The organism is Mycobacterium sp. UM_11 (assembly GCF_001414075.1).
GTDB lineage: Bacteria > Actinomycetota > Actinomycetes > Mycobacteriales > Mycobacteriaceae > Mycobacterium.
Genome location: NZ_LATC01000007.1, coordinates 58,221 through 80,425, shown reverse-complemented (window position 1 = coordinate 80,425; position 22,205 = coordinate 58,221). Strand labels below are relative to the sequence as shown.

18 protein-coding genes are annotated in these 22,205 nt (G+C 69.2%); 12 read left to right on the top strand and 6 right to left on the bottom strand.

Going from position 1 to position 22,205, the window contains the following annotated elements; translation table 11 throughout:
* From WU80_RS03555 to WU80_RS03545, 3 genes are all read left to right on the top strand, one after another.
* On the top strand, positions 1–817 hold an 817-nt coding region (locus tag WU80_RS03555), incomplete at its 5' end, for a DUF1214 domain-containing protein (RefSeq protein ID WP_055405727.1).
* On the top strand, positions 814–1,986 hold the full coding sequence (locus WU80_RS03550; protein WP_055401464.1) for a sulfotransferase: 1,173 nt from the start codon (positions 814–816) through the stop codon (positions 1,984–1,986). The genes WU80_RS03555 and WU80_RS03550, both read left to right, overlap by 4 nt.
* A 78-nt stretch (positions 1,987–2,064) precedes the next feature.
* Complete coding sequence (locus WU80_RS03545; RefSeq protein ID WP_055401462.1) at positions 2,065–3,150, top strand: DUF190 domain-containing protein; 1,086 nt, start codon at positions 2,065–2,067, stop codon at positions 3,148–3,150.
* Positions 3,151–3,187: 37 nt separating this feature from the next.
* Here the strand turns inward: WU80_RS03545 and WU80_RS03540 are convergent, their stop codons facing one another.
* The 3 genes from WU80_RS03540 to WU80_RS03530 all read right to left on the bottom strand — a co-directional run bounded on the left by WU80_RS03540 (position 3,188) and on the right by WU80_RS03530 (position 5,894).
* The gene (locus tag WU80_RS03540; RefSeq protein WP_055401460.1) at positions 3,188–4,081 is read right to left on the bottom strand and encodes a fructose bisphosphate aldolase; all 894 of its coding nucleotides are present in this window, start codon (positions 4,079–4,081) and stop codon (positions 3,188–3,190) included.
* Between the two features lie 116 nt (positions 4,082–4,197).
* Complete coding sequence (locus WU80_RS03535) at positions 4,198–4,776, bottom strand: cytochrome b (protein ID WP_082459780.1); 579 nt, start codon at positions 4,774–4,776, stop codon at positions 4,198–4,200.
* Entirely contained in the window at positions 4,773–5,894 is a 1,122-nt protein-coding gene (locus tag WU80_RS03530; protein WP_304437992.1) for a catalase family peroxidase, read from the bottom strand. The genes WU80_RS03535 and WU80_RS03530 overlap by 4 nt, the downstream gene beginning before the upstream one ends.
* Before the next feature lie 359 nt (positions 5,895–6,253).
* Between WU80_RS03530 and WU80_RS03525 the strand changes: the two genes are divergently transcribed.
* The 7 genes from WU80_RS03525 (at position 6,254) to WU80_RS03495 (ending at position 12,757) form a co-directional block, all read left to right on the top strand.
* Entirely contained in the window at positions 6,254–6,631 is a 378-nt protein-coding gene (locus WU80_RS03525) for an STAS domain-containing protein (protein ID WP_055401458.1), read from the top strand.
* Between the two features lie 59 nt (positions 6,632–6,690).
* Positions 6,691–7,131, top strand: coding sequence for an ATP-binding protein (locus WU80_RS03520; protein ID WP_055401485.1), 441 nt, complete (start codon positions 6,691–6,693; stop codon positions 7,129–7,131).
* 83 nt (positions 7,132–7,214) lie between these two features.
* A complete protein-coding gene (locus tag WU80_RS03515) occupies positions 7,215–7,835 on the top strand; it encodes a TetR/AcrR family transcriptional regulator (RefSeq protein ID WP_055401482.1) in 621 nt (206 codons plus the stop codon).
* A 110-nt stretch (positions 7,836–7,945) separates the two neighbouring features.
* On the top strand, positions 7,946–9,082 hold the full coding sequence (locus WU80_RS03510) for a phosphotransferase (RefSeq protein WP_055401456.1): 1,137 nt from the start codon (positions 7,946–7,948) through the stop codon (positions 9,080–9,082).
* A 116-nt stretch (positions 9,083–9,198) separates the two neighbouring features.
* Positions 9,199–10,959: an amidohydrolase family protein gene (locus WU80_RS03505; protein WP_055401454.1), complete on the top strand. Its 1,761-nt coding sequence runs from the start codon at positions 9,199–9,201 to the stop codon at positions 10,957–10,959.
* A gap of 9 nt (positions 10,960–10,968) precedes the next feature.
* Positions 10,969–12,327 (top strand): SRPBCC family protein, encoded by a 1,359-nt coding sequence (locus tag WU80_RS03500; protein ID WP_055401452.1) that lies wholly within the window; start codon positions 10,969–10,971, stop codon positions 12,325–12,327.
* 148 nt (positions 12,328–12,475) lie between these two features.
* Positions 12,476–12,757: a hypothetical protein gene (locus WU80_RS03495; protein WP_156349478.1), complete on the top strand. Its 282-nt coding sequence runs from the start codon at positions 12,476–12,478 to the stop codon at positions 12,755–12,757.
* Between the two features lie 13 nt (positions 12,758–12,770).
* Here WU80_RS03495 and WU80_RS03490 read toward each other — a convergent pair whose 3' ends face one another.
* Positions 12,771–13,451, bottom strand: coding sequence for a response regulator transcription factor (locus WU80_RS03490; RefSeq protein WP_231633732.1), 681 nt, complete (start codon positions 13,449–13,451; stop codon positions 12,771–12,773).
* Positions 13,433–14,650, bottom strand: coding sequence for a sensor histidine kinase (locus WU80_RS03485; protein WP_055401450.1), 1,218 nt, complete (start codon positions 14,648–14,650; stop codon positions 13,433–13,435). The genes WU80_RS03490 and WU80_RS03485 overlap by 19 nt, the downstream gene beginning before the upstream one ends.
* A gap of 134 nt (positions 14,651–14,784) precedes the next feature.
* Between WU80_RS03485 and WU80_RS03480 the strand changes: the two genes are divergently transcribed.
* Positions 14,785–15,165 (top strand): hypothetical protein, encoded by a 381-nt coding sequence (locus WU80_RS03480; RefSeq protein WP_055401448.1) that lies wholly within the window; start codon positions 14,785–14,787, stop codon positions 15,163–15,165.
* Complete coding sequence (locus WU80_RS03475; protein ID WP_055401446.1) at positions 15,158–18,025, top strand: RND family transporter; 2,868 nt, start codon at positions 15,158–15,160, stop codon at positions 18,023–18,025. Before WU80_RS03480 ends, WU80_RS03475 begins: the two co-directional genes overlap by 8 nt.
* Here WU80_RS03475 and eccCa read toward each other — a convergent pair.
* Positions 18,000–22,205: a type VII secretion protein EccCa gene (eccCa, locus tag WU80_RS03470; protein WP_055401444.1), complete on the bottom strand. Its 4,206-nt coding sequence runs from the start codon at positions 22,203–22,205 to the stop codon at positions 18,000–18,002. The two genes, WU80_RS03475 and eccCa, sit on opposite strands and share 26 nt — an antisense overlap.

Sequence of the window (22,205 nt, the reverse complement as noted above, 5' to 3'; positions counted from 1 at the left end):
AGATGTGTATAAGAGACAGTACCGGATCACCGGCTCGCGGGGCAGCAGCGCCTACCTCGGGCTGCAGATCCTGGCCGGAACCGGACTCACGCCGCGCCGCATGGCCGGCTACGTCAGCGACGTCGATTTGGCGCTGCGCGCGGGCGAATTCGCGCTCGTGCTGTCGGCGGACGAACCCGCCGACCTCGCCGGCGCGCAGTGGGTGAAGATTCCCGACGACGCCTCGTCGGTGGTGGTCCGCGAGTACATCGGTGATCGCGCGCGCGAACAGCTCGCCACGCTGCGCATCGAGGCGCTCGACGCCGGGCCCCTGACGCCGCTGACCGACGGCGAGCTGGCCGACCAGTTCACCGCGATGGCCTGGTCACTGATGAAGCTGGCGACGCTGCACCGCACCATCAAGCCCGAACTGCTCGACACGCCGAACACACTGCTCACGGCGGAGGCCGCCAACCTCGGCGCCGCCGACACCACCCCCGACAACCTGTACATGATCGGGACCTACCGGCTCGAAGGTGACGAGGCCCTGCTGCTCGACATCGTGCCCCCCGACACCCGCTACTGGAACGTCACGCTGGAGAACATCTGGCACGAATGCCTGGAACCCCGCGCCCGGCACAGCTCGGTGACCAACCGTGGCGTGACCCCCGATGCCGACGGCCGCATTCGAATCGCGGTCTCCGCCAAGGATTTCGGCGTCGGCCACTGGCTGGACACCGGCGGACGGCACCGTGGCTTCGTCACCCTGCGCTGGCTCGACAACCCCAGCCCGCCGGACGTGGTGGTCTCGGTGCGCCGATGTGAGGAGCCGGCATGACGCTGCAGGACCGATTCGCCCCCGAACGGCTGATCGCCGCCGCCTGCGAGGAGGTGGGCAGCGACGACTTCGGCGCCGAGGGCTGGCGGCCGGGACTGCACCGCCTCACCGACGGGCTGATCAACGACGCGCGGCTGTCGGACATCGGCGTGGAGGTCGCCCACCTCGACATCATGCGCGCGCTGAAGAATCGTTTGGGCGTGATCGCCTGGCGCAAGCAACATCCCGAGATCGCCACCAAACCGATTGCGGCGCCGATATTCATCGTCGGCCAGCCCCGCACCGGAACCACCATCCTCTATGACCTGCTCGCCCAGGACCCCGAGCTGCGCGCCCCGCTCACGTGGGAGGTCGACGAGCCCTGCCCGGTGCCGCAACCGGATACCTACCACGACGACCCGCGCATCGCGCAGGCCCAGGCCAGCATCGACCTGTCCGAACAGATCATGCCGGGGTTCCTCGCATTTCATCCGATGGGCGCCCTCGTCGGGCAGGAGTGCGTCCGCATCACCGCCGGCGAATTCGTCAGCATGATCTTCACCGTGCAGTACCGCCTGCCCAGCTACTACCGCTGGCTGCTCTACGAGGCGGACCACGCGGGTGCCTACCGTTACCATCGAATCTTCCTGCAGCACTTGCAATCCGGCGTGCCGGGCCAGTGGCTGCTGAAATCTCCGGCGCACCTGTGGCAGCTCGACACGCTGCTGGCCGAGTACCCGGACGCGTTGATCGTGCAGACCCATCGCGACCCGCTCAACGTCATCTCGTCGATCGCCGCCCTGACCCACCACCTGCGCCGGATGTGCAGCGACGAGTCCAGCATCGCCGAATGCGCGGCCCAGTCCTACGAGGAGATCGTCGTCGGCCTGGAGCGCGAGATGGCCCTGCGCGACAGCGGGGCGGTGCCGGCGGACCGCGTGATCGACGTGCAATACAGCGACTTCATCAACGATCCGTGGACCACGATCAAGGACATCTACCAACGGCTGGACCGCGACCTGCGCCCCGATGCCGAGCAGAAGATGCGCGCGTTCCTCGCGGCCCATCCCGGCGACGGCGGCCGCGGCCGCTACACCTGGTCCGACACCGGGCTGCGGGAGGGCGAGGTGCGGGAGCGGGTGCGCGCCTACCAGGACCGCTACGCGGTCCCCACCGAGACGCTGCGCTGACCGCGTCGCCGTCGAACACCGTTGCGACGCTTGGGGTCTGCGACCGAGTAGGATCGCCGCAACGCGACAGGAGCGGCCATGGACGAAGACTGCCTGAAGCTCACCACCTATCTGGCCGAGCGGCGTCGAACCGACGACGGCTTCGTCTCCGACGTGCTGCTCGACCTCTACGCGCGGCATCGCATCGCCTGCGGCGTGGTGCTGCGCGGCATCGGCGGCTTCGGCTCCGGGCGGCACCTGCGAACCGACGAATCACTGACCTTGTCCGAGGATCCACCCGTCGCGATCGTGGCCGTGGACACCCGGGCGAAGATCGAGGCCTTGCTGGACCCGGTGCTCGCCATCAAGCAGCGCGGCCTGGTCACGTTGGAGCGGGCCCGGCTATTCCGCGGGGACGGGGCCGTCCCGGGGCCGCCGGAGCTCCCCGACGAATTGCGCGAAGCCGTCAAGCTGACCGTCTACGTTGGCCGCAAGGAACGCGTCAACGGCACCCCGGCGTATGTCGCCATCTGCGACCTGTTGCATCGCCGCCGGATAGCCGGCGCGTCGGTCCTGCTGGCGGTGGACGGCGTCACGGACGGGCGGCGGCACCGGGCCCGCTTCTTCGGCCGCAACGCCAACGTGCCGATGATGATCGTCGCCGTCGGCTCGGGCGAGCGCATCGGCGGCGTGCTACCGGAACTGGCGGGGCTGCTCCGGCGCCCCATGTTCACGCTCGAGCGGGTGCGCGTGTGCAAACGCGACGGCGAACTCCTCGAGCGGCCACACGCCCTGCCCGGGGTCGACGAACGCGGTTTGCCGCTGTTTCAGAAGCTGACCGTCTACACGTCGGAGTCGGCACTTCACGGCGGGGTGCCGATTCACCGCGCGATCGTGCAGCGACTCCGTCAGCGCGACGCGCCCGACGGGGCGACGGTGGTGCGGGGCATTTGGGGATACCACGGGGACCATCAACCGCACGGTGACAAGTGGTTCTCGCTGCGCCGCCGCGTCCCCGTGGTCACGATCGTCGTCGACACCCCGGCCAACGTCGCCGAATCCTTCGCCGTGATAGACGAATTGACCCGCGACGACGGGCTGGTCACCAGCGAGATGGTGCCGGCGGTGGTGTCGGACGATGACGCCGACGAGGGACCGCCGCGGATGGCCGACCACCGCTACTAGCGGCGATCGCGAATGCGGCTCGCCGCCACGGGTCGGGTCAGCCGGCGACCGAGGCGTCGTAGATCGACTGGATCGCCTTGTCCAGCGTGGCGTTGAACTGCTCGTCGGACTGGTCGACCGTGAGTCCCTCGGTGAGCGCGCGGCTGAAGCTGGCGATCAGGCCCGTGTTCTTCGCCAGCAGCTCGTTGGCTTCCTCGCGGGAGTAGCCGCCGGACAGGGCCACCACGCGCATCACCTTCGGGTGCTCGATCAGCGGGCGGTAGAAGTTGACCTCACTGGGCAGGCTCAGCTTGAGCATCACGCGCTGACCCTCGGGCACGTTCTCGAGCTGCTTGGTGATCTCGTCGCGCAGGATGGCCTCGGCGTCGGCCTTGTCCGAGATCGAGATGGTGACCTCGGGCTCGATGATGGGCACCAGGCCGTGCGAGAGCACCTGATGGGCCAGCTCGAATTGCTGGGCGACCACGGCGGTGATGCCCTCGGCGTTGGCGCCGCCGATCACCGACCGTTCCTTGGTACCGAAGACGCCCTTGCCCACGGCGCGCTCCAGCAACTCGTCCAGTCCCGGGATCGGCTTCATCAGTTGCACGTCGTCGGACGCGTCGGCCAGGCCCTTGTCGATCTTGAGGATGGGCACCACGCCCTTGGTCTCCCACAGGTAGGTGGTCGACGGCTTGCCCTCGATCTCACGGTCCATGGTCTGCTCGAAGAGGATGGCGGCCAGCACCCGGTCCCCGGTGAACGCCGGCGACGTGATGATCCGCGATCGCATCTGGTGAATGAGGTCGAACATCTCCTCTTCGGAGGAGTACGCGTCGTCCTCTATGCCGTAGAGGCGTAGCGCCTTCGGCGTCGAGCCGCCGCTTTGGTCGAGCGCCGCGATGAATCCCTTCCCCGACGTCATCCGGTCCGCCTGCTTCTCGTTCGGCATGGACGTCCTCCACTCCCTTGTGGTCCCGTGCGGTCACGGCGCCTACGGTGCTGCGCACCCCTGAAATGATCGTGCCGATCATATTCGGCCGGTCAGAGCCCCGGGGAGGCCGGTCGTCACACCTCGGCTTGGTGCGGCCGCGGGGAGTCGGGTCTGGCGCGCCACAGCGCCATGCGATCAAGGAGCCCGTCGCGCAGAACCAGCGTGTGAAAGAGCACGGCGCACATGTGCGCGGTGAACGTGAGGAACAGCAGGAATGCGAAGGCGCCGTGGCACTCGCGCAGCACCGCGAAGACGTCGATGCGGTGCGGCGCGATGCCGGGCAGCCGCAGCGGACCCGCCAGCGTGACCGGGAACCGCGCGGCCGACAGCATGGCCCAGCCGGTGAGGGGTTGCACCAGCAGCAGGGCGTAGAGCAGGTATTCGGACCACGTCGCGACACGCCGCTCGGCGCGGCCCATCGTGGCCAGAAACGGCGGCGGCCGGTGGGTGAGCCGGTTCGCCAGCCGCACCACGGCGAATACCAGGATCAGCACGCCGAGCGGCCGGTGAATGGCCAGCAGCAGCGGGTAGTAGCTGAGCGCCGCGACCATGGTGACGCCGGTGAGCAGTTGCGCGATCACCATCGGCGCCATCAGCCAGTGCAGCAGCCGGGACGGCAGCGCGAACCGGGCCGCGGTCGGGCTTTCCTTCACCGCAGCACCCGAGAGACGTCGACTTCGCTGGGCGTTTTCGGCTCCTCGGCGCGGCGGGTGAACGAACGGGCGTAGACCGCCGACCTCGCGGCGAGCAACGGGTCGTCGGAGGCGGCGATACCGTCGGGCAGGACCAGCGGGTCGAAGTTGATATCGCGGGCGTTGCCGGGCGCCTCCGTCTGCACGGCCGTGATGGTGATGGTGCCGGCGTCGACGGTGCGGCGCGACGCCGGCCAGGGTTTCGTGGCGTCGTGGGTCGGGTCGCCCGGCTCGCCGATGGTGAGCAGCAGCCGCCAGCTCAGCGGCCGCTGCGCGAGCGCGCGGATGAGGTCGTCGAACAGGTAGTCCTTGCCCGGGGACGGCGCCGGCACGCCCGCCGCTTGCTGCGGGACGGCGGCCCAGCGCACCGGGACGGTCGCTCCGGCGCCGTTGGTGAACCGGAAGGCGTTCAGCCCGTGAAAGGCGCTGTCGGCGAACCCCGCGCTGGGCGGGGCCTGCTTGATCAGCTTCATGGCCGCGACGGTCTCGGGATGGCGGCCGAGGAATGCGGCCATCTTCTCCGGGTCGGGCTTGCCGGTCTCGGGCACGGGCCGGGACGCGAGCAGCCGGTCGTAGAACCCCTCGGGCGTGCTGTCCGGGAAGACGGGGATGTTGATCATCGCCGTGCGCCATTGCTGGCCGCCGGGGCCCTGGAAGAGCAGGCCGAGGCCCCGCACCGTGGCGGCCGCGTCCGCCTGATCCGGCAGACCGCCCGATAGGGAGAACCGGCCGATCACCGGCACGGTTGCCGCTCCGAAGACCGCCGCCCGGCAGACCGCCGCCCCCGCCCCGCTGCTGGCGAACGTCCCGACCGCGCTGAGCCCCTTCGCGTGATTCCGGCGAAAACCGTCGTGACGTCCGTAGACGTGTTCAAACCGGTCGGCGAACCGGGGTGGTGTCAGCGCGCCCGGCCGCAGCCAGCCACCGGCATAGGCGAACCCACCCACATCCGCTGCGGCGACGCCGGCCACGGCACCCATGCCGAGCAAGGCGCGCCGCCGCGTCAACGCGTCGGCGAGGGGCCGGGCGGGCTCGCCGGGCGGATCGCCCTGTTCGCCACCGCCGTCACCGGGCTCCACGACCACCACCCTTCGGGGTTTGTGCAGGCCAGGGGGCCTGGGCTGGACCGGAATCCGGTGGGGGTAATTCACGCATGGGCCGACGCCCGGCGCAACTTCTGCGGTGAGGCTCGCACACACTCACAGGACGTCACCGGGCGCCGATTCGTTCACTCGTTTTGGGTGTGGTTCCCCGCGTGTCATACCATCGAATAAACAACTTGCGGCTGCATCTGTAGCTTGCGCGCAGATGGTCGGGGTGTGTCTCCTCCGACGGGCAAGCGATTTCCGCGGGGTTGAACAAGCAGCCCCCGGCTTGGCAGCGGCTATTTTGAGAGCTAGCAGTCTTCCTACGGGGGACCGATTGTGAGTGATAGACCATGGGCGAACTAACTGGCGATCCGATAGATCCGACCGCTTTCTCGGTGGGAAAACAACAGGTAGATCAGGCTGTCGTGCTCACCGTCTCGGGTGAGGTGGACATGCTCAGCTCCCCGCACCTGGCCGAAGCGATCCAGACCGCGCTGGGCGCCAAGCCCGCCGCGCTCATCGTTGACCTCACCAAAGTGGACTTCTTGGCGTCGGCCGGGATGACGGTCCTGGTCACGGCGCAGGCCGAGACCGAGCCGCCGACCCAATTCGCGGTGGTCGCCAACGGCTCGGCGACGAGCAGGCCGATCAAACTGATGGGAATCGACAGCGTGCTTGCGCTCTACAGCTCGCTCGACGACGCGCTGAGCGGCATCGCTGGTGGGTGAACCTCGAGATGGGGGCACAGCTGGGAACGATGGGGCGCTCTGATCACCAGCCGCACGATGTGTCAATCAGCGACGACCGATCCCGTTTCGTACGGAGCAGGGTCGCCGCCGACCCCCGCAGCGCCGCTCGCGCTCGAGCCGAGTTCGGCGTCTGGCTCGAAACGCACTTCACCCTCGATACCGACCGCTTCAGCGACGTTCTGCTGGCGGTAAACGAAGCCATCGCCAACGCCGCGGAGTTCGCCTACTGCGACGCGTCTAAGCCCGGAACCCTGGACGTCACAGCGGCCTACGACCGCCGGTCCGACACCCTGGCCGTCACGGTCGACGATCGCGGCCGCTGGCGCCAGCAGCTCCCGCCGCACTACCAGCAGCAACTCCGCGGACGCGGCATCCCGCTGATGGAGGCGCTCGCCGACGATGTGACCATCGACCGCACGCCGCACGGGACCCGCGTCGCGTTGACGTGGACCGATCTCACCCGCCGGCCCGGCGCGTAAGCCCGGCTGATCCGCTTTGAGGATCCGCTTGATTCGCAATGCAATTCGTGGTTTTCCACAACGGGTCCCGTAACATCTGCGCCATGCAGCCGAGCCGCTGGTGGGGCGACGACCGCGCGATCCTCGATGACGACGAGGCCCGCCGGCGCATCCTGGACGCGGCGGGCCGGTGCATCGTGCATCGCGGCAACACGCAGTTCCGGATGGGCGAGGTGGCCGACGCGGCGGGCGTGTCCCGGTCCACGGTGTACCGGTACTTCCCGGGCCGCGACGACGTCCTGCTGGGGCTGATCCTGGCGCGGGTCGACCACGCCCTGGGCGAGCTGGTGCGCTCGCTGGCCGATCCGGACGATCCGGTGCGCGCGGTTCCCGAGATGGTGCTGGCCCGCGCCGAGTCGGTGAACGGCGACCCACTGAACGAGGCGCTGTTCGCCGCCGAGAGCACCGCCGTGGCGACGGCCCTGGAGAAGGGTTCCGAGCCCATCGTGGAGACGCTGTTGCGGCACTACCAACCGTTGCTGCAGCGGTGGCAGTCGGCGGGTCGCCTACACGCCGACCTCGATCCGCGGTCGGTGGTGCAGTGGCTGCACGCCACCACGCTGTTCCTGCTGGCGCCATCGTGGCGGTTCCGCCCCGCCGCCGACAAACGCGCGTTCGTCGAGCAGTTCGTGGTGCGTGCCCTGGTGCCGGAAGTCAGACAATAACGCCGGATTGTCTGATGTCCGGACGTTCAGGTACTTTTGCCTGACCCCGTGCCGCGACGTCCCCCCGGCTCGCGGTGCGGGTGCCATGTCCCCCACCGAGAAGCGAACGCATGAACAACCCCGTGTCCCAAGCCCTTTCGGCCTTCGGGCTGGCCGCGCACCTGGGCCGCGGGGTGGGTCGGCTGGCCGCCGACGCGGCGGTCGGCGGCCTCGTCGGGTTGCCACGCCGGGTGCAGGACGTCGACGCGGCGGTGCTCTCCAGAGTCATGCGCACCACCGTCAAATCCGTCCGGGTGCTCGGCAGCGGCGCCGGGACATCGTCGCGGGCGCGATTGGTGCTGACCGGGAAGAACGTCCCCGACTCGGTGTTCATCAAGCTCGCGGCCACGACCGCGGCCACCCGGCTGATGGGCGAACTGGGCCGGCTCGGCCAGACGGAAGTGCGGTTCTACAACCAGCTCGCGCCCCAGGTGGTCGGCGCCCCGCATGCCTATGGCGCGGCGTTCGATCCCTGGACCGGCCGCTACCTGGTGGTGCTGGAAGACCTGCCGGTCGAGTCGTGCGAATTCCCGGACACCCTGCACCCGCTGTCGCCCGACCAGGCCAGCTTGATCGTCGAGTTGCTGGCCGACTTGCACGCGACATTTTGGAACCGACTCCCCCGGGACGGCCGCGGCCCGCTGGGCTGGCTCTACACGCCCTCCGGTGACGTCACCTCGTTGCTGACCGGTTCGCTGATGCACGCCTCGATCAAGCGCCTCGCCGGGCGCACCGACATCCCCGTCGACAATGGCCGTTTCATCGCCGACAACTACCGCGCCGTGGCGGCGCTCATCGACTCTCCCCCGCACACCGTCATGCACGGCGACGCCCACCCCGGGAACATGTACTTCCACGGGGGCAAGGCCGGACTGCTGGACTGGCAGGCCGTGCGGCGCGGGCACCCGTCCCGGGAGCTGGCCTACACGCTGATCACCAGCCTCACCCCCGAAGATCGCCGAACGACCCAGCGCGAGCTGCTCGACGACTACCGCCGCGGGCTCGCGGCGGCGGGCGGACCCGAACTGAACCGCGACGACTTGTGGCGACGGTTCCGGCAGGGCGCGCTGTACGCCTACGTGGCGCCCCTGATCACCGCCGGGATGGGCGGCATGCAGCTCGAGGGCATCGCGATGGAGGGGCTGCGGCGCGGCGTCGCGGCGCTCGACGATCTGGAAACGGTCGCGGCGCTGAAGGGTTCCCTCTGACGGAACGAGTTTGGGCCGAACCTATTGCGATGACGCCCGCACGAGTTACGCTACTTCCCGTAGCGTAATGCTGCGGGTCTTGTGCGTCTTCCGCCCATCGCGGCAAGGAGAGTCTGATGTTCGATCTGAAGATCACCGGCGGCACCGTCGTCGACGGCACCGGCGCGGAGCGCTATCGCGCCGACGTCGGCATCAAGGACGGCAAGATCGTCGACGTCGTCCGGCGCGGCCCCGGCGACCCCGCGATGGCGGGCGAGGCGGCCGAAACCATCGATGCGACAGGGCGTGTGGTCGCCCCCGGCTTCGTTGACATCCACACCCATTACGACGGCCAGGTCAGCTGGGACAGCCTGCTCGAGCCGTCGAGCGGTCATGGCGTCACCACGATCGTGACCGGCAACTGCGGCGTGGGCTTCGCCCCGGTGCGGCCCGGCACCGAGCAGTGGCTGATCGAGTTGATGGAGGGCGTCGAGGACATCCCCGGCACCGCGCTCACCGAGGGCATCACCTGGGGCTGGGAGACCTACCCCGAGTACCTCGATGCGATCGGCAAGCACAAGTTCGCGATCGACGTGGGCAGCCAGGTCGCCCACGGCGCCATCCGCGCCTACGCGATGGGCGAGCGCGGCGCCCGCAACGAGCCGGCCACCCCTGCGGACATCGAGGCGATGGGCCGGCTGGTCCGAGAGGCGATCGAGGCCGGCGCGCTCGGCTTCTCGACGTCGCGCACGATGGGGCACCGCGCCATGGACGGCGAACCGGTGCCGGGCACCTACGCGGCCGAGGACGAGCTGTTCGGCCTGGGGCGGGCCATGGCCGCGGGCGGCCAGGCGGTGTTCGAGCTGGCCCCGCAGGGATCCGCGGGCGAGGACATCGTCGCGCCCAAGAAGGAGCTGGACTGGATGCGGCGGTTGAGCGCCGAGATCGACCGGCCGGTGTCGTTCGCGCTCATTCAGGTGGACGCCGACCCGAAGCTGTGGCGCGAGATGCTGGACCTCTCGGCGGACGCGCACGCCGACGGCGCCCGGTTGTACCCACAGGTCGCGGCGCGCCCGTTCGGCATGATGATCGGATTCCAGGGCCACCACGGCTTCAGCCACCGCCCCACCTATCGCCGGCTGGCGGCCGAGTGCGGCCGGGAGGAACTCGCGCAGCGGCTGGCCGATCCCGCGGTGAAGGCCGCCATCCTGGCCGACGAGGACCTGCCCGCCGACCCGACGCTGTTGTTCGACGGCATGTTCGCCCTGGTGCAGCACTCGCTCGGGCGGCTCTACGCGTTGGGCGACCCACCCGACTACGAGCCCACCGCCGACCGCACCGTCGCGGCGATCGCCAAGGCCCGCGGCGAGGACCCGCTGTCGACGCTGTACGACCTGATGCTCGAACGGGACGCGACGGCGATGCTGATGCTGCCGCTGTTCAACTATGCCGACGGCAACTGCGACGCGATTCGGGAGATGCTGCTGCACCCCGCCGGCGTGCTCGGGCTGTCCGACGGCGGCGCCCACTGCGGAATGATTTGCGACGCTTCGTATCCCACGTTCCTGCTGACGCACTGGGCGCGCGACCGGCGCCGGGGCGACAAGCTGTCGCTGGAGTACGTGATCCGCAAGCAGTCCCGCGACACCGCGCACCTGTTCGGCCTCACCGACCGCGGCACCATCGAGCCGGGCAAGAAGGCCGACATCAATGTGATCGACATGGACGCCCTGACGCTGCATCCCGCGGCGATGGCCTTCGACCTGCCCGCCGGCGGCAACCGAATCCTGCAGGGCGCCAGCGGTTATGCGGCCACCATCGTCAGCGGAACCGTGACCCGGCGCGACGACGTCGACACCGGGGCCCGCCCCGGCCGGTTGGTGCGCGGAGCGCGCTAGGCCTCCGGCATGACCGCGCCCCCCGGCAACCCGGCCCGCACCCGTTCGAACGTCCAAGAGGACGCGATCGGCACTCCGCCGGAAAGCCCGACGCTGGTGCCGGCGCAGCGGTACTACTCGCCCGCCTTCGCCGCGCTCGAGGTCGAGCGAATGTGGCCGAGGGTTTGGCAACTCGCCTGCATGGTCGACCATGTCGCCGAGCCGGGCGATTACTTCGAGTACCGGTGCGGACCGTACGGGGTGCTGATCGTTCGCGGCGACGACGGAGTGCTGCGCGCCTTCCAGAACGCCTGCCGCCACCGCGGCAACTCGGTGTGCGTGGGCTCGGGCTCGGGGCTGCGCGAGCTCAAGTGTGGCTATCACGGGTGGACCTGGGACCTGGGAGGAACGCTCAAGCGGGTGCCCAACCGCAAGGGCTTCGGCTCGCTCAAGATGTCCGACTTCCCGCTGGTGCCGGTGCGGGTGGACACCTGGGAGGGACTCGTCTTCGTCAATCTGGACCTCGACGCGATGCCGCTGCTCGACTACCTGGAGGCGGTACCCGACGACATCGCCTGGTGCCGGCTCGGCGACTTCCGCTGCTACGCCACGCTGACCGTCGAGGTCGAGGCCAACTGGAAGACGATCGCCGACGGCTACAGCGAGACCTACCACATCCAGACGCTGCACCCGGAATTGCTGCGCTGCGTCGACGACATCCATGCGCCGCAACGGATCTGGGGCCACACCGGCAAATCGGACCAACCGTACGGCGTGCCGAGCCCCCGCTTCGAGGGCGCGCTGAGCGACGAAGAGGTCTGGGACGCTTACGTTTACACGCAGGGCGCGCTGATGGGCGCCGCCGAAGGCACCCCCTTCCCCGCCGACGCACGCGAGCCCGGGCATACGGTCCAGGACCTGATCGCCGCACACACCCGCGCGTTCGCCGCCAGTCGCGGGGTGGACCTCGATTGGGCGGACACCGACCGGATCACCCGGCTGCACCAGTACAACGTCTTCCCCAACATGACGCTGCTGACCAACGCCGACCACCTCACGATCATGTGCTCGCGGCCCGGCCACGATCCCGACCATGGCGAGCTGGTGATGTTCCTGATGACGCGGATGCCGCCGGGCGCGGCGCGCGCCAAGCCGACCGATGTCCGGGTGACCGCCGGTGAGGCCGAGCCCGGCGTGGTGCTCACCCAGGACATCCGGGTGCTCGCGGGTCTGCAGCGCGGCATGCATCAACCGGGTTTCACCCACTTGATGCTGTCCAACGAGGAGCGGCGCGTGATCAACACGCACCGCAACTTGGAGCGTTATCTGGACCTACCCCAGTCCGAGCGGATGACCGGCGGCGTGACGAATCAGTCGGACCCCACTTGATTGGTGTAGACACGCCGTAATCGGCCCGATGCGATTTAGAATCCCTTTCGTGATGACCCCGTCAAACCCGTGGGGGGACGACCGAGGGCAACTCGCGCATCAGCTACAGATGCGATATCAACCACTCGCGCGAAGACGCGCGCGCCGAATGTGCCACAACTTCGCGCGCGTCGGCGTGCGCACCGCACCCGACCGCGTGCGAGAGATGCTGGCGGGGGCGCCCCTGGCCGCTCATGAAGTGGTGGACGTCCATTTCGCGCTGATCGCGCTGCAGTTCGACCGCGAAACGCGCGCCGCCCGATACAAGCGGCTGAAGCGACAGGGCGCCCGGTCGATGCTGTTCGCCGGGCTGGTCCTGGTGGTGTTGAACTTCCTCATGTGCATGGCGTACGTCATGCTCAACCTGGCCGAGCAGGCGGCTCCGCTGTAGCCCTGGGGCCGGCTCAGCGCGGGACGACGATGCCGTTGTCGTAGGCGTACACGATCGCCGCCGCGCGGTCGCGCAGGTCCAGTTTTCCGAAGATCCGGCCGATGTGGCTCTTGACGGTGACTCCCGAAATGCAAAGCTCGTCCGCGATCTCGGCGTTGGAGAGGCCCCGGCCGACCAATGTCAGCACGTCGAGTTCGCGGGTGGTCAGCTCGGCGATCGCGGCGCCGCGGGGCCCGGGGGCGGCTTTGCGGTAGGTGGTCAACACCCGCTCGGTGACCGCGGGATCCAGGTAGCTGTCGCCCCTGGCGACGGCCCGCACCGCGCGGATCAGTTCCTCGGCGGACGAGTCCTTGAGCACGAACCCGGCCGCCCCGGCCCGCAGCGCCTCGGACAACAGCTCGTCCTCGTTGAATGTGGTCAGCGCCAACACCGGCGGGGTGCCGCCGAGCCCGCGCGTCGCCTCGATGCCGTCGACGCGGCGCATGCGCAGATCCATCACGATGACGTCGGGTCGGTGCGCGGCCACCGCCGCGGGCACCTCGTCGCCGTCGGAGCATTCCGCGACGATTACGAAACCGTCCTTGCGCCGCAGGATTCGGCGCAGCCCCGAGCGCACCAGATCCTGATCGTCGACGAGCAGGACGGTGATCTCGTGGTTCGCGGCCGCGTCCGGGATCACGCCTTGCACCACCACGGTCGCCAGCCCGCGTCACCCTCGTGCAGGGGTATGTCGGCGCGCACCGACCATCCGGTGTCGGTCGGGCCGGCCTCGATGGCCCCGCCCAGCAGCTCGACGCGCTGGCGCATGCCGCGCAACCCGCGTCCCTCGGCGGATCGTGGCGCGGCTATGGCCACCGGCTGCCGGTTGTCCACCGTGAGGCTCGCGGAGGCCACCGAGATGCTCAGCGCCACAGTCGATTTTGAGTCGGGCGCGTGCTTGGCGATGTTGGCCAGCGATTCCTGGGTGATGCGGTAGAGCGCGAGCCCGACCGCCGCCGAGACGCGTTCGATGGCGCCGTCGATGTGCAGCGTGACGTCCAGGCCGGCGCGCTGAAAATCCGCGACCAGGACGCCGACGTCGTCGACACCGGGCTCCGGTGCGGTCTGGGCGGCCCTGGTCGGTGAGTTGTCCAGGAGCCCCACCGTGCGCCGGATGTCGGCCATCGCCTGCCGGCCCAGGCGTTCGGCCTGTTCGAGCGCCTCGATCGCGTCGTCGACGTCGCGGTCCTCCTGCAGTCCGCGACGCGCGCCCGTCACGTGCAGCAAGGTGATGCTCAGCGAGTGGGCGATGACGTCGTGCACCTCGCGCGCGATGCGCCGCCGCTCGTCGGCGGCCGCGTGTTCGGCCAGCATCTTCTGCGCCTCGATCTGTTCGGCCAGCAACAACCGTTGGGTCCGCATGACGTAACCGAGCAGCCACCCCGCCCCGAGGAACGCCAGGTACAGCCCCACCGCATCGAGGCGATGCAACCCGGCGGCGGCCAGCAGCAGCGCGACCGCCGATGCGCCGGCCAAGAGCCCGCCCGCGATGGAGCTCAGTGTCGCAATGGACAACACCATCAGCACCAGCAGCGCCGGGGCGAAGTCGGCGTGAATGGGTGTCGACGTCCCGAACAGCATCATGGCGGTGGCCGTCGACCACGTCGCCCACATCAGCGCCGGGCTGAGCTTGGTGTTGAGGAAGAAGAACACCAAGGTCGGCGCGATGGACAACCCGAACGCGGCCAGCCCGACTGGCAGATCGGCGGAGGGGCGCTGCAGGATCGCGATCACCGCACCGCCGACATGGCTGACATCGACGGCCAGATACGACGCCCAGGTGAGACCGACGGGAATCAGCTCGCCCCGGCGGCGGAACTGTTCGCGAACGGATTCCGCTGCGGCACGCAACATCGTCCAATCCTAAAAGAGCGCGCCACCTGCCCACATCATGCTGCGGGCGGCTAGCGCCTCCGCCCGTGGTAGGAGGCAAAGACTGCACTTCGGCACGACGCGCGGCCGGCGGCCGCCTCCCTAGCGTTTCAGTCATGACATGGACACTGCTGCACGACCGGATGGCCTTCATGGCCCAGATGATCAAAGCCGCCGAGACCGATCCCGAGGCGGCGCTTACGTTGGCCGCCAACTCATCCGAGGTGTCTCGCCTGTTCGGCGACCAGGAGGGGCTGCTGCTGTCCCTGGGACAGCGCTGGATCACCATGCTGGTGGCCAAACTCGATCAGGCGGCGCACGAGGGCGTCCCGGCCGAACAGGTGCGGGCTGCGCTCGAGGCCGCCGAGCCGGGCCTGCATGCCCTGGTGCGGATCGGCTCGCGGCGCTCGCTGCGGGTCCGCTCGCTGTCCCGGGGCGAGCACGTCGCCGTGGGACTCTTCGGCGGTCCGACCGGCGATCGGCAGACCGTTGCATGAGGAAAGCGGAATACTCGCGCGGCTGACCGGTCGCTACGCGATCCTGATCGTCGGCCTTTGGGTGTTGGCGGCCGCGGCGGCCAACCTGGCGGCGCCGCAACTGGAGCGGGTGGTCGATTCGCACGCGCGATCCTTCATGCCCACCGACGCGCCGAGCGCCGTCGCCGCCACCCGGGCCGCCCAGGTGTTCAACCAGACGCCCAGCAACAACTTCGTTTACGTTGTGCTGGAACGTGATCGGGCGCTCACGCCGGGTGATCGCCAGTTCTACGACGCGATGACGGCGGCGCTGGGGTCCGACCGGCGGCACGTGTACGCGGTGACCGATCTGTGGTCGCAGCCCGCCACCGCGGCCGGGGCCCAAAGCTCGGACGGGCGGGCCGTCAGCGTCATGGTGCGGCTCGCCGGCATGCTCGGCACCGCCCAGGCGCGCGACTCGGTGAACGCCGTCCGCGCCACCGTCGCGAAACTCGGCCCGCCGGCCGGCCTGCACGTCCATGTCACCGGGCCCGGCGCCACCATCGTCGACGAATTCTCCGCGATCGATCGGCAGATGCTCGGGATCACCGCCGCCACCATCGGTCTCATCCTGCTGTTGCTGCTGGTCGTGTACCGGTCGCCCGTCGCGGCGGCCATCCCGCTGATCTCGGTCGGCCTAGCCCTGGCCCTGGCGCGCGCCGTCGTCGCCGCGCTCGGGCAATCCAATGTTGTTGAGGTGTCGCTGTTTTCGGTGGCGCTGATGGCGGCCATGACCCTGGGCGCCGGCACCGACTACGCGATCTTCCTGGTGGGCCGCTACCACGAGGGGCGGCGGCGCGGCGTAGCGCCGGCGGAGGCGCTGCGGCAGGCCTACCGTTCCATCGCCCCGGTCGTGATCGGTTCGGCGCTGACCGTCTCGGTGGCACTGGCGTGCCTGGTGTTCGCCAAGGTGGGCTCGTTCCGCAGCGCCGGCTTGCCCTGCGCCATCGGCATTCTGGCGACCATGGTCGCGGCGCTGACGCTGACGCCCGCCCTGATGAGCCTGGCGATCGGCCGCGGGTATCTCGAACCGCGGCCGTCGACAACGGCGCGGCGCTGGCGGCGCGTCGGCACGGCCGTGGCCCGCTGGCCCGGCCCCATCCTGGTCACCGCGGCAGGGCTGACCCTGCTGGTCGCGCTGCCGCTGGCCGGCATGCGGGTCGGTTTCAACGAGCCCGCCGCCACGCCGTCGGCCACCGATTCCAACCGCGGCTACGCCAGCGCCGACCGGCATTTCGCGGCCAACGCGCTGTTGCCCGACGTCGTCGTGATCCAGGCCGACCACGACCTGCGCAACCCGGCCGGCCTGATCGCCATCGAGCGAATCACGCGCCACATCATGGCCGTACCGGGTGTGCGGGCGGTCCAGTCCGCCAGCCGGCCCGACGGCAAGGTGCCCGAACAGGCGACGCTGAGCTATCAGGCCGGCGTGCTCGGCCGCCAGTTCGGTGACACCGTGGACTCGCTGACCCGACGCCTGCAGCGAGTCTCCGAGCTCGACGCCGCGCTGGCGCAGACCCAACTCGCGGTCGACGGCCTCGGGAACGGTTTGCGCGGCGGCAGCGCGGGATTGGCGGACATGTCCGGCGCCGCGGACGACATGCGCGCCGGGATGGACGGGTTGCAGCGCAACGTCACCACGGTGTCGGGCTACCTCGACCCGTTGCGGGACTTCGTCGGGCGCACCCCCGATTGCGCCGCCAATCCGATCTGTTCGACGGTGGACCGGGTGCTCCAGCCCGTCGATAGCCTTGTGCAGACGTCGGCGCGCCTCAACGACGGCGCCGCGAAGCTGACCGCCGGATCGAGCACCGCCGCCGCGGCGATGGCCGGCCTGCCGCAAAGCGTGACGACGATGAAAGATGCCTTGGGGCAGGCCCGTTCGGCCACGCACGAGCTGCTGAGCCTGACCGAAACGCTAGGCCCCCAGATGCACCAGATGACTGACTACCTGAACGAGATCGCGACGCAATTTCAGGGCAGCGCGGCCGCCGACTTCTACATGCCGCAGCGGGCCCTGACCGATCCGCGGTATACCGCGACGTTGCGCCACCTGATGTCGGAGAACGGCCGGGCCGCTTACCTGCTGGTCTACGGCGAGGGCTCGGAGTGGGGTGGCGACGGGGCCAGGCGGGCCGACCAAGTCCGCGCCGCCATCAAGGAGGCCACCAAGGAGGGCACCCTGACCCCGACGGAGGTGGACGTCGCCGGGGTCGGCCCGGTGACCGCCGATCTGCAGCGCTTCGTCGCCGCGGACACCAAGCTGCTCGTCGGCGCCGCGTTGGTGCTCATCTTCTTGATCGTCACGACGATGTTGCGCAGCCCGGTCGCGGGGCTGGTCGTCGTCGGAACCGTTGTCACCTCGTACGCATCGGCCGTCGGCGCCAGCGTGCTGATCTGGCAACACCTCCTCCACCAGGATCTGCACTGGGCCGTCGCCCCGATCGCATTCATCGCGCTGATCGCCGTCGGCGCGGACTACAACCTGCTGCTGGCGCTGCGCATCAAACAGGAAGCCGCGGCGGGCCTGAAGACGGGAATCATTCGCGCGTTCGGCGGAACGGGCGGGGTGGTGACCGTTGCCGGCATCGTCTTCGGGCTCACCATGCTCACGTTGCTGAGCAGCAGTGTGCTCAGCATCGCCCAGATCGGCACCACCATCGCGGTCGGCCTGTTGCTGGACACCCTGGTCGTGCGGGCGTTCGTCGTGCCGTCCATTGTGGCGCTGCTGGGCCGCTGGTTCTGGTGGCCGCGGACGCTACCCCGTCGGGCCACCGTCGCCGCGGAAACACCCGCACCGCAGGCGGTTCCGACGGCTACTGCTGTGGGAGCGGGGCGGTAGACGGCATGCCCACGAGAACGCCCTCGACGTCGCCGTCGACGCTCACCAGCAGGCCTCGTCCCGGCGGCAACGCCTGGGCGCGGACCACACGGTTGATCCGGTTCTGCGGGTCGTTGTCCATATAGAGCTGCGCCACCTTCGCCGAGTTCTGGAACCGCATCCACGGATCCATCTGCAGCGTCGCCCAGTTCGCGCTGTTGCGGGTGGTGAAGACGTGCAGCCCTATCTGCCGGGCGCGCTCCATCAGCTTCCACAACGCCGCGCCCACCGGGGGTTTGGGCGGGTAGCTTTGGTCCGGGCGCAGGTCTTGGACATCGTCGATCAGCACGAAGTGCCGGGCGCCTTCCCACGGCTTGAGCGCGCGGAGCTCCTCCTGGCTCAACCCCTTCGGAGGCAGCCGGGGCAGCAGGACCTGTTGCGCGAGTGCGGTTATCACCTCGTCGATCTCGTCCTGGTCGTAGGCGTAGGCGCGCACGTAGCCCGGTCCGCTCAGGTCCCGCAGGCCGTGCGGGGCCGTCTTCGGGTCGATGAGGGTCAGCTGCGCTTCCTCCGGGCCGAACCGGTTCATGATCGCCTCACCGATGGACACCAGCGACATGGTCTTACCGCAGCCCTGCCGGCCCAGGATCATCAAGCCCGGGCTTTCCTGCAGCCGGAGCGGAACGGGCCCCAGCTCGTGGCGCTCGCCGATGGCGAAGGCGATCGACAGGTCGTCTTTGCGCGGATGCGCGGCCTCGTAGTCGAGGATCGCGCGCAGCTCCACGCGCCGCGGAAGCCGTTGCAGTGTAGCGTGTTTCGTCACGCCTGCCACGTCGGCGATTTGCGCGCCGACGTCGACGATGCTCACCAGCGCGCCGGTGGCGGGGTCGGACAGCGCCGGGACGCCGACCCGCAGCTCGTGCAGGCTGTCCGTCAGGCCGAACCCCGGGCGGTTCAGGGTCCGCCGCGCGGCGTCCCGCGACTCGAGCGACGAGTGCCCCATCTGGCTTTCGCTCGGGTCCGCCAGCCGCAATTGGATTCGGGCCGTGGCGTTTTGCAGCAGGCTCTGCCGCTGCCCGTGAATCCAGCCGCCGGCGCTGCACATCACGTGGACGCCGTACTCGGGGCCGCGGCTGCTCAGCGAGATGATGCGATCGCCCAGGACGGTGTCTTTCGAATAGACGTCGTCATAGTCGTCGACCACGACGAACACGTCGCCGAAGGGGTCGTTGGGGTCGGTGCCGCCCAGCCCGTCGCTGCCCGGCGCGAACCGGCGCTCGCGGAAGCCGTCGAGGTCGATCTTGAGCCGGCGGAACGAGTCCTCGCGCGCGTCGATCAGCGCGTCCATGCTGCTCAGGATCCGCTCGATGCCCTCGGCGTCCTTGGGCGACACGATGTCGGTGACGTGCGGCAGGGACGCCACCTGGGCGAGCGTCGCGCCGCCGATGCAGAAGAACGTGACGCGCGACGGGGTGTACATCGTTGCCGCCGAACACATCAGCGTCATCAGCGTGGTGGTCTTGCCGCGCTGCTTGGCCCCCACCACGATGACATTGCTGCGCAGCGCGTCGACCGCGTGCACGATCTGCTTGGACTCTTCGGGGATGTCCATCACGCCCACCGGGAACATCAGGCCCGGATTCTGGCCGTAGTCGACATGCCACGGCTTGCCCCGGTAGGCCGCCACCAGGGTGTCGACGGGCTCGGGGTCCTCCAGCGGCTCCAGCCAGGGACGCCGCGGCGACCGGTGCGGAACGTCATGCAGCGATTCCCGCAACACGTCGACGATCTTCTTTCGCTTGAAACCGTCGTCGTGGTAGAGGAATTCGTCGGGCTCGGAGTCCACGGCGGCGGCCGCTTCCAGCGCCGCAGCGTCCGATGCGTCGAGCGGCTGGAACTGCCAGTTGTACAGCCGCGGCTTGGTCAATGTCATGTCGACGGTGGTCGCCACCTCCTTGGCCTTCGGCACGACGAACGGGGCCGAGAGGTAGAAGCAGCGGAACGGCTCCAGGTCGCGTGGCCCGACCTTCAGCAGCGCGAAACCGTTCTCCTTCGACGGCAGGTGGTAGGCCGCGTCCGAGCCGATCACCTCGCGGCTGTCGTCACCGGATTCCGCCCGCAGCGCGATCCGGAACGCGATGTTGGACTTGACCTTCTGCAGCGACGACAGGTCCAGCCGCTGGCCGCCCAGCATGAAGAACACGTTGGCGCCGCGGCCCTCCTGACCGATGTGGATGATCAGATTGATCCACTTCTCGTGGTTGGCAAAGAGTTCCAGGTACTCGTCGACGATCACGAGCAGCACCGGCACCGGCGGCAGGTCCCGGCCGGCGAGCCGGATCTCTTCGTAGTCGTTGGCGTCGCGGGCACCGACCGACGTGAACAGCTCATAGCGTTGCTTGATCTCGCCGTCGATGACACGGCGCATGCGCTCGGCCAGGTGCCGCTCGTCCTTGCCCAGGTTCGACAGGGCGGCCACGACGTGCGGGATGCCCAGGATGTCCTGCGCCGCCGACTCGAACTTCATGTCGACGAAGATGACGTTGAACGTCTCCGGTGAATGCGTCAGCGCGATGCCGTAGACCAACGACAGGAAGAACTCCGACTTGCCCGATCCGCTGGTGCCGATCACCACGGAGTGAAACCCGAAGCCGCCGAAGTCCTTTGCGCGGATGATGATGTTCTGCAGCTCCCCGGTCGGTTTCGCGCCGACCGGGATCTCGCACCAGCGCTCGTCGCCGCGGCCGCGCCGCTCGGCCCACAGCCGGTCGACGTCCAATTCGCGCGGATCGACGATGCCCAGCGCGCGCAACAACTCGGCGGCGCCGCCGGTGGAATCGGCGATTTCGCTGCGGCTGGTCGGTGACCACCGCGCCATGGCCCGCGCGTACCGGTAGGCGCGGTGGATCGACAGCTGGTCGGCATGAGCGAAGAACTTGCCGCGCACCCGCAGCAGCGGGGCCGGGCGCCCGTCTTCGCCGTCGGCGTCGAAGCCGTTGCGGCCGATTCGGACTTCACCGTTGCCCGCCGCGGGGTGCCGCTCCCCCATCTCGAAGACCTGGTCCTGCGCGAAGCCCACTCCAGTGCCGACGCGCGATGCGATGCGCAGCAACGTGATTCCGGCCTTGCCGACCTGCCCCACGACGCTCTCCCAGGCGTCGGGGCTGCCGGTGTTGTCGTCGACGATCACCAGGTGCGGCCCCAGATCCACGGTGTCGGTTCCGGTCTCGAGCGCCGACCCCATCGCGGTCGGGCTGGCCGCGGCCAGCGGTGTCCAGGCGCCGCGCTTTCCCTTCATGTGCAGCTCGGCACCGAGGGTCTCCTCCAGCTCCTCCGGCGTCGCGAATACCAGGCGCCTAAAGCCGCACGCGTCAAACAGTTCGTCGTGCAGGTTGTGTGGCAGCCACACCATCCACGACCACACCTCGGGATTGCGGGTGACCACCATCAATTTCAGGTCGCGCGGGTTGTGGAACACCGCCAGGGACGACAACACCGAGCGCATCAGCGAGCGCAGCCGGTCCAGGTCCTCCCCGACGAAGCTGAACCCCGGCGCCGACCGCAGGTTGACCACCTTCGCGATGTCGCGAATCTTGCGCTGTTCCAGGATGAAATCGCGCAGGGCCTGGCCGGTGACGGGTTCGAGCTCCTCGTCGGAGGCGATGTCGGGCCAGGTCACCGACAACACGGAGTCGGGCGCGTGTTGCACGCCGGTGCCCAGGCGCACCTCCAGGAAGTCCACGTCACCGCGGCCGCGCTCCCACATCCGCGGGCCGCCGATGATCGCCCCCAGCCCGCGCGGGTCCGAGTGCACCGCGTTCTGCCATTCGCGCTGCGCGCATACCGCGGACTGGATTTCGTCGCGGTTCGAGTCGAGGTCGCGAAGGTAGCGCCGACGGCCCTTCTCCATCTCGCCCCAAGTGATCTTGCGCGCCCGCCCGAAGCGCCCGGAGAACGCCAGCATGCTGAACGCGCCGATGCCCATCAGCGGGAAGAACCCGGTGGAGAGGCTGCGCACCCCGGACACGTAGAGCATCACGATGGTGCCGATGAGCGCGACGATCAGCGCCGGCACCCCGATCATCACCCAGATGTTGCGCGGCTCGCGCTCCGGCAGGGCGATCGGCGCATTCGGTGCTACCCGAACGGGTTTCGGCGGTTCGATCTTGACCCGATTGATGGGGAACGCTTTCTTGGACAT

Coding starts and splice junctions, on each gene's coding strand:
- WU80_RS03495 (WP_156349478.1), top strand. CDS start 12,476: ATGTGCCACAACTTCGCGCGCGTCGGCGTGCGCACCGCACCCGACCGC.
- WU80_RS03510 (WP_055401456.1), top strand. CDS start 7,946: ATGAACAACCCCGTGTCCCAAGCCCTTTCGGCCTTCGGGCTGGCCGCG.
- WU80_RS03550 (WP_055401464.1), top strand. CDS start 814: ATGACGCTGCAGGACCGATTCGCCCCCGAACGGCTGATCGCCGCCGCC.
- WU80_RS03485 (WP_055401450.1), bottom strand. CDS start 14,650: ATGTTGCGTGCCGCAGCGGAATCCGTTCGCGAACAGTTCCGCCGCCGG.
- WU80_RS03500 (WP_055401452.1), top strand. CDS start 10,969: ATGACCGCGCCCCCCGGCAACCCGGCCCGCACCCGTTCGAACGTCCAA.
- eccCa (WP_055401444.1), bottom strand. CDS start 22,205: ATGTCCAAGAAAGCGTTCCCCATCAATCGGGTCAAGATCGAACCGCCG.
- WU80_RS03540 (WP_055401460.1), bottom strand. CDS start 4,081: ATGCCGAACGAGAAGCAGGCGGACCGGATGACGTCGGGGAAGGGATTC.
- WU80_RS03480 (WP_055401448.1), top strand. CDS start 14,785: ATGACATGGACACTGCTGCACGACCGGATGGCCTTCATGGCCCAGATG.
- WU80_RS03545 (WP_055401462.1), top strand. CDS start 2,065: ATGGACGAAGACTGCCTGAAGCTCACCACCTATCTGGCCGAGCGGCGT.
- WU80_RS03525 (WP_055401458.1), top strand. CDS start 6,254: ATGGGCGAACTAACTGGCGATCCGATAGATCCGACCGCTTTCTCGGTG.
- WU80_RS03505 (WP_055401454.1), top strand. CDS start 9,199: ATGTTCGATCTGAAGATCACCGGCGGCACCGTCGTCGACGGCACCGGC.
- WU80_RS03515 (WP_055401482.1), top strand. CDS start 7,215: ATGCAGCCGAGCCGCTGGTGGGGCGACGACCGCGCGATCCTCGATGAC.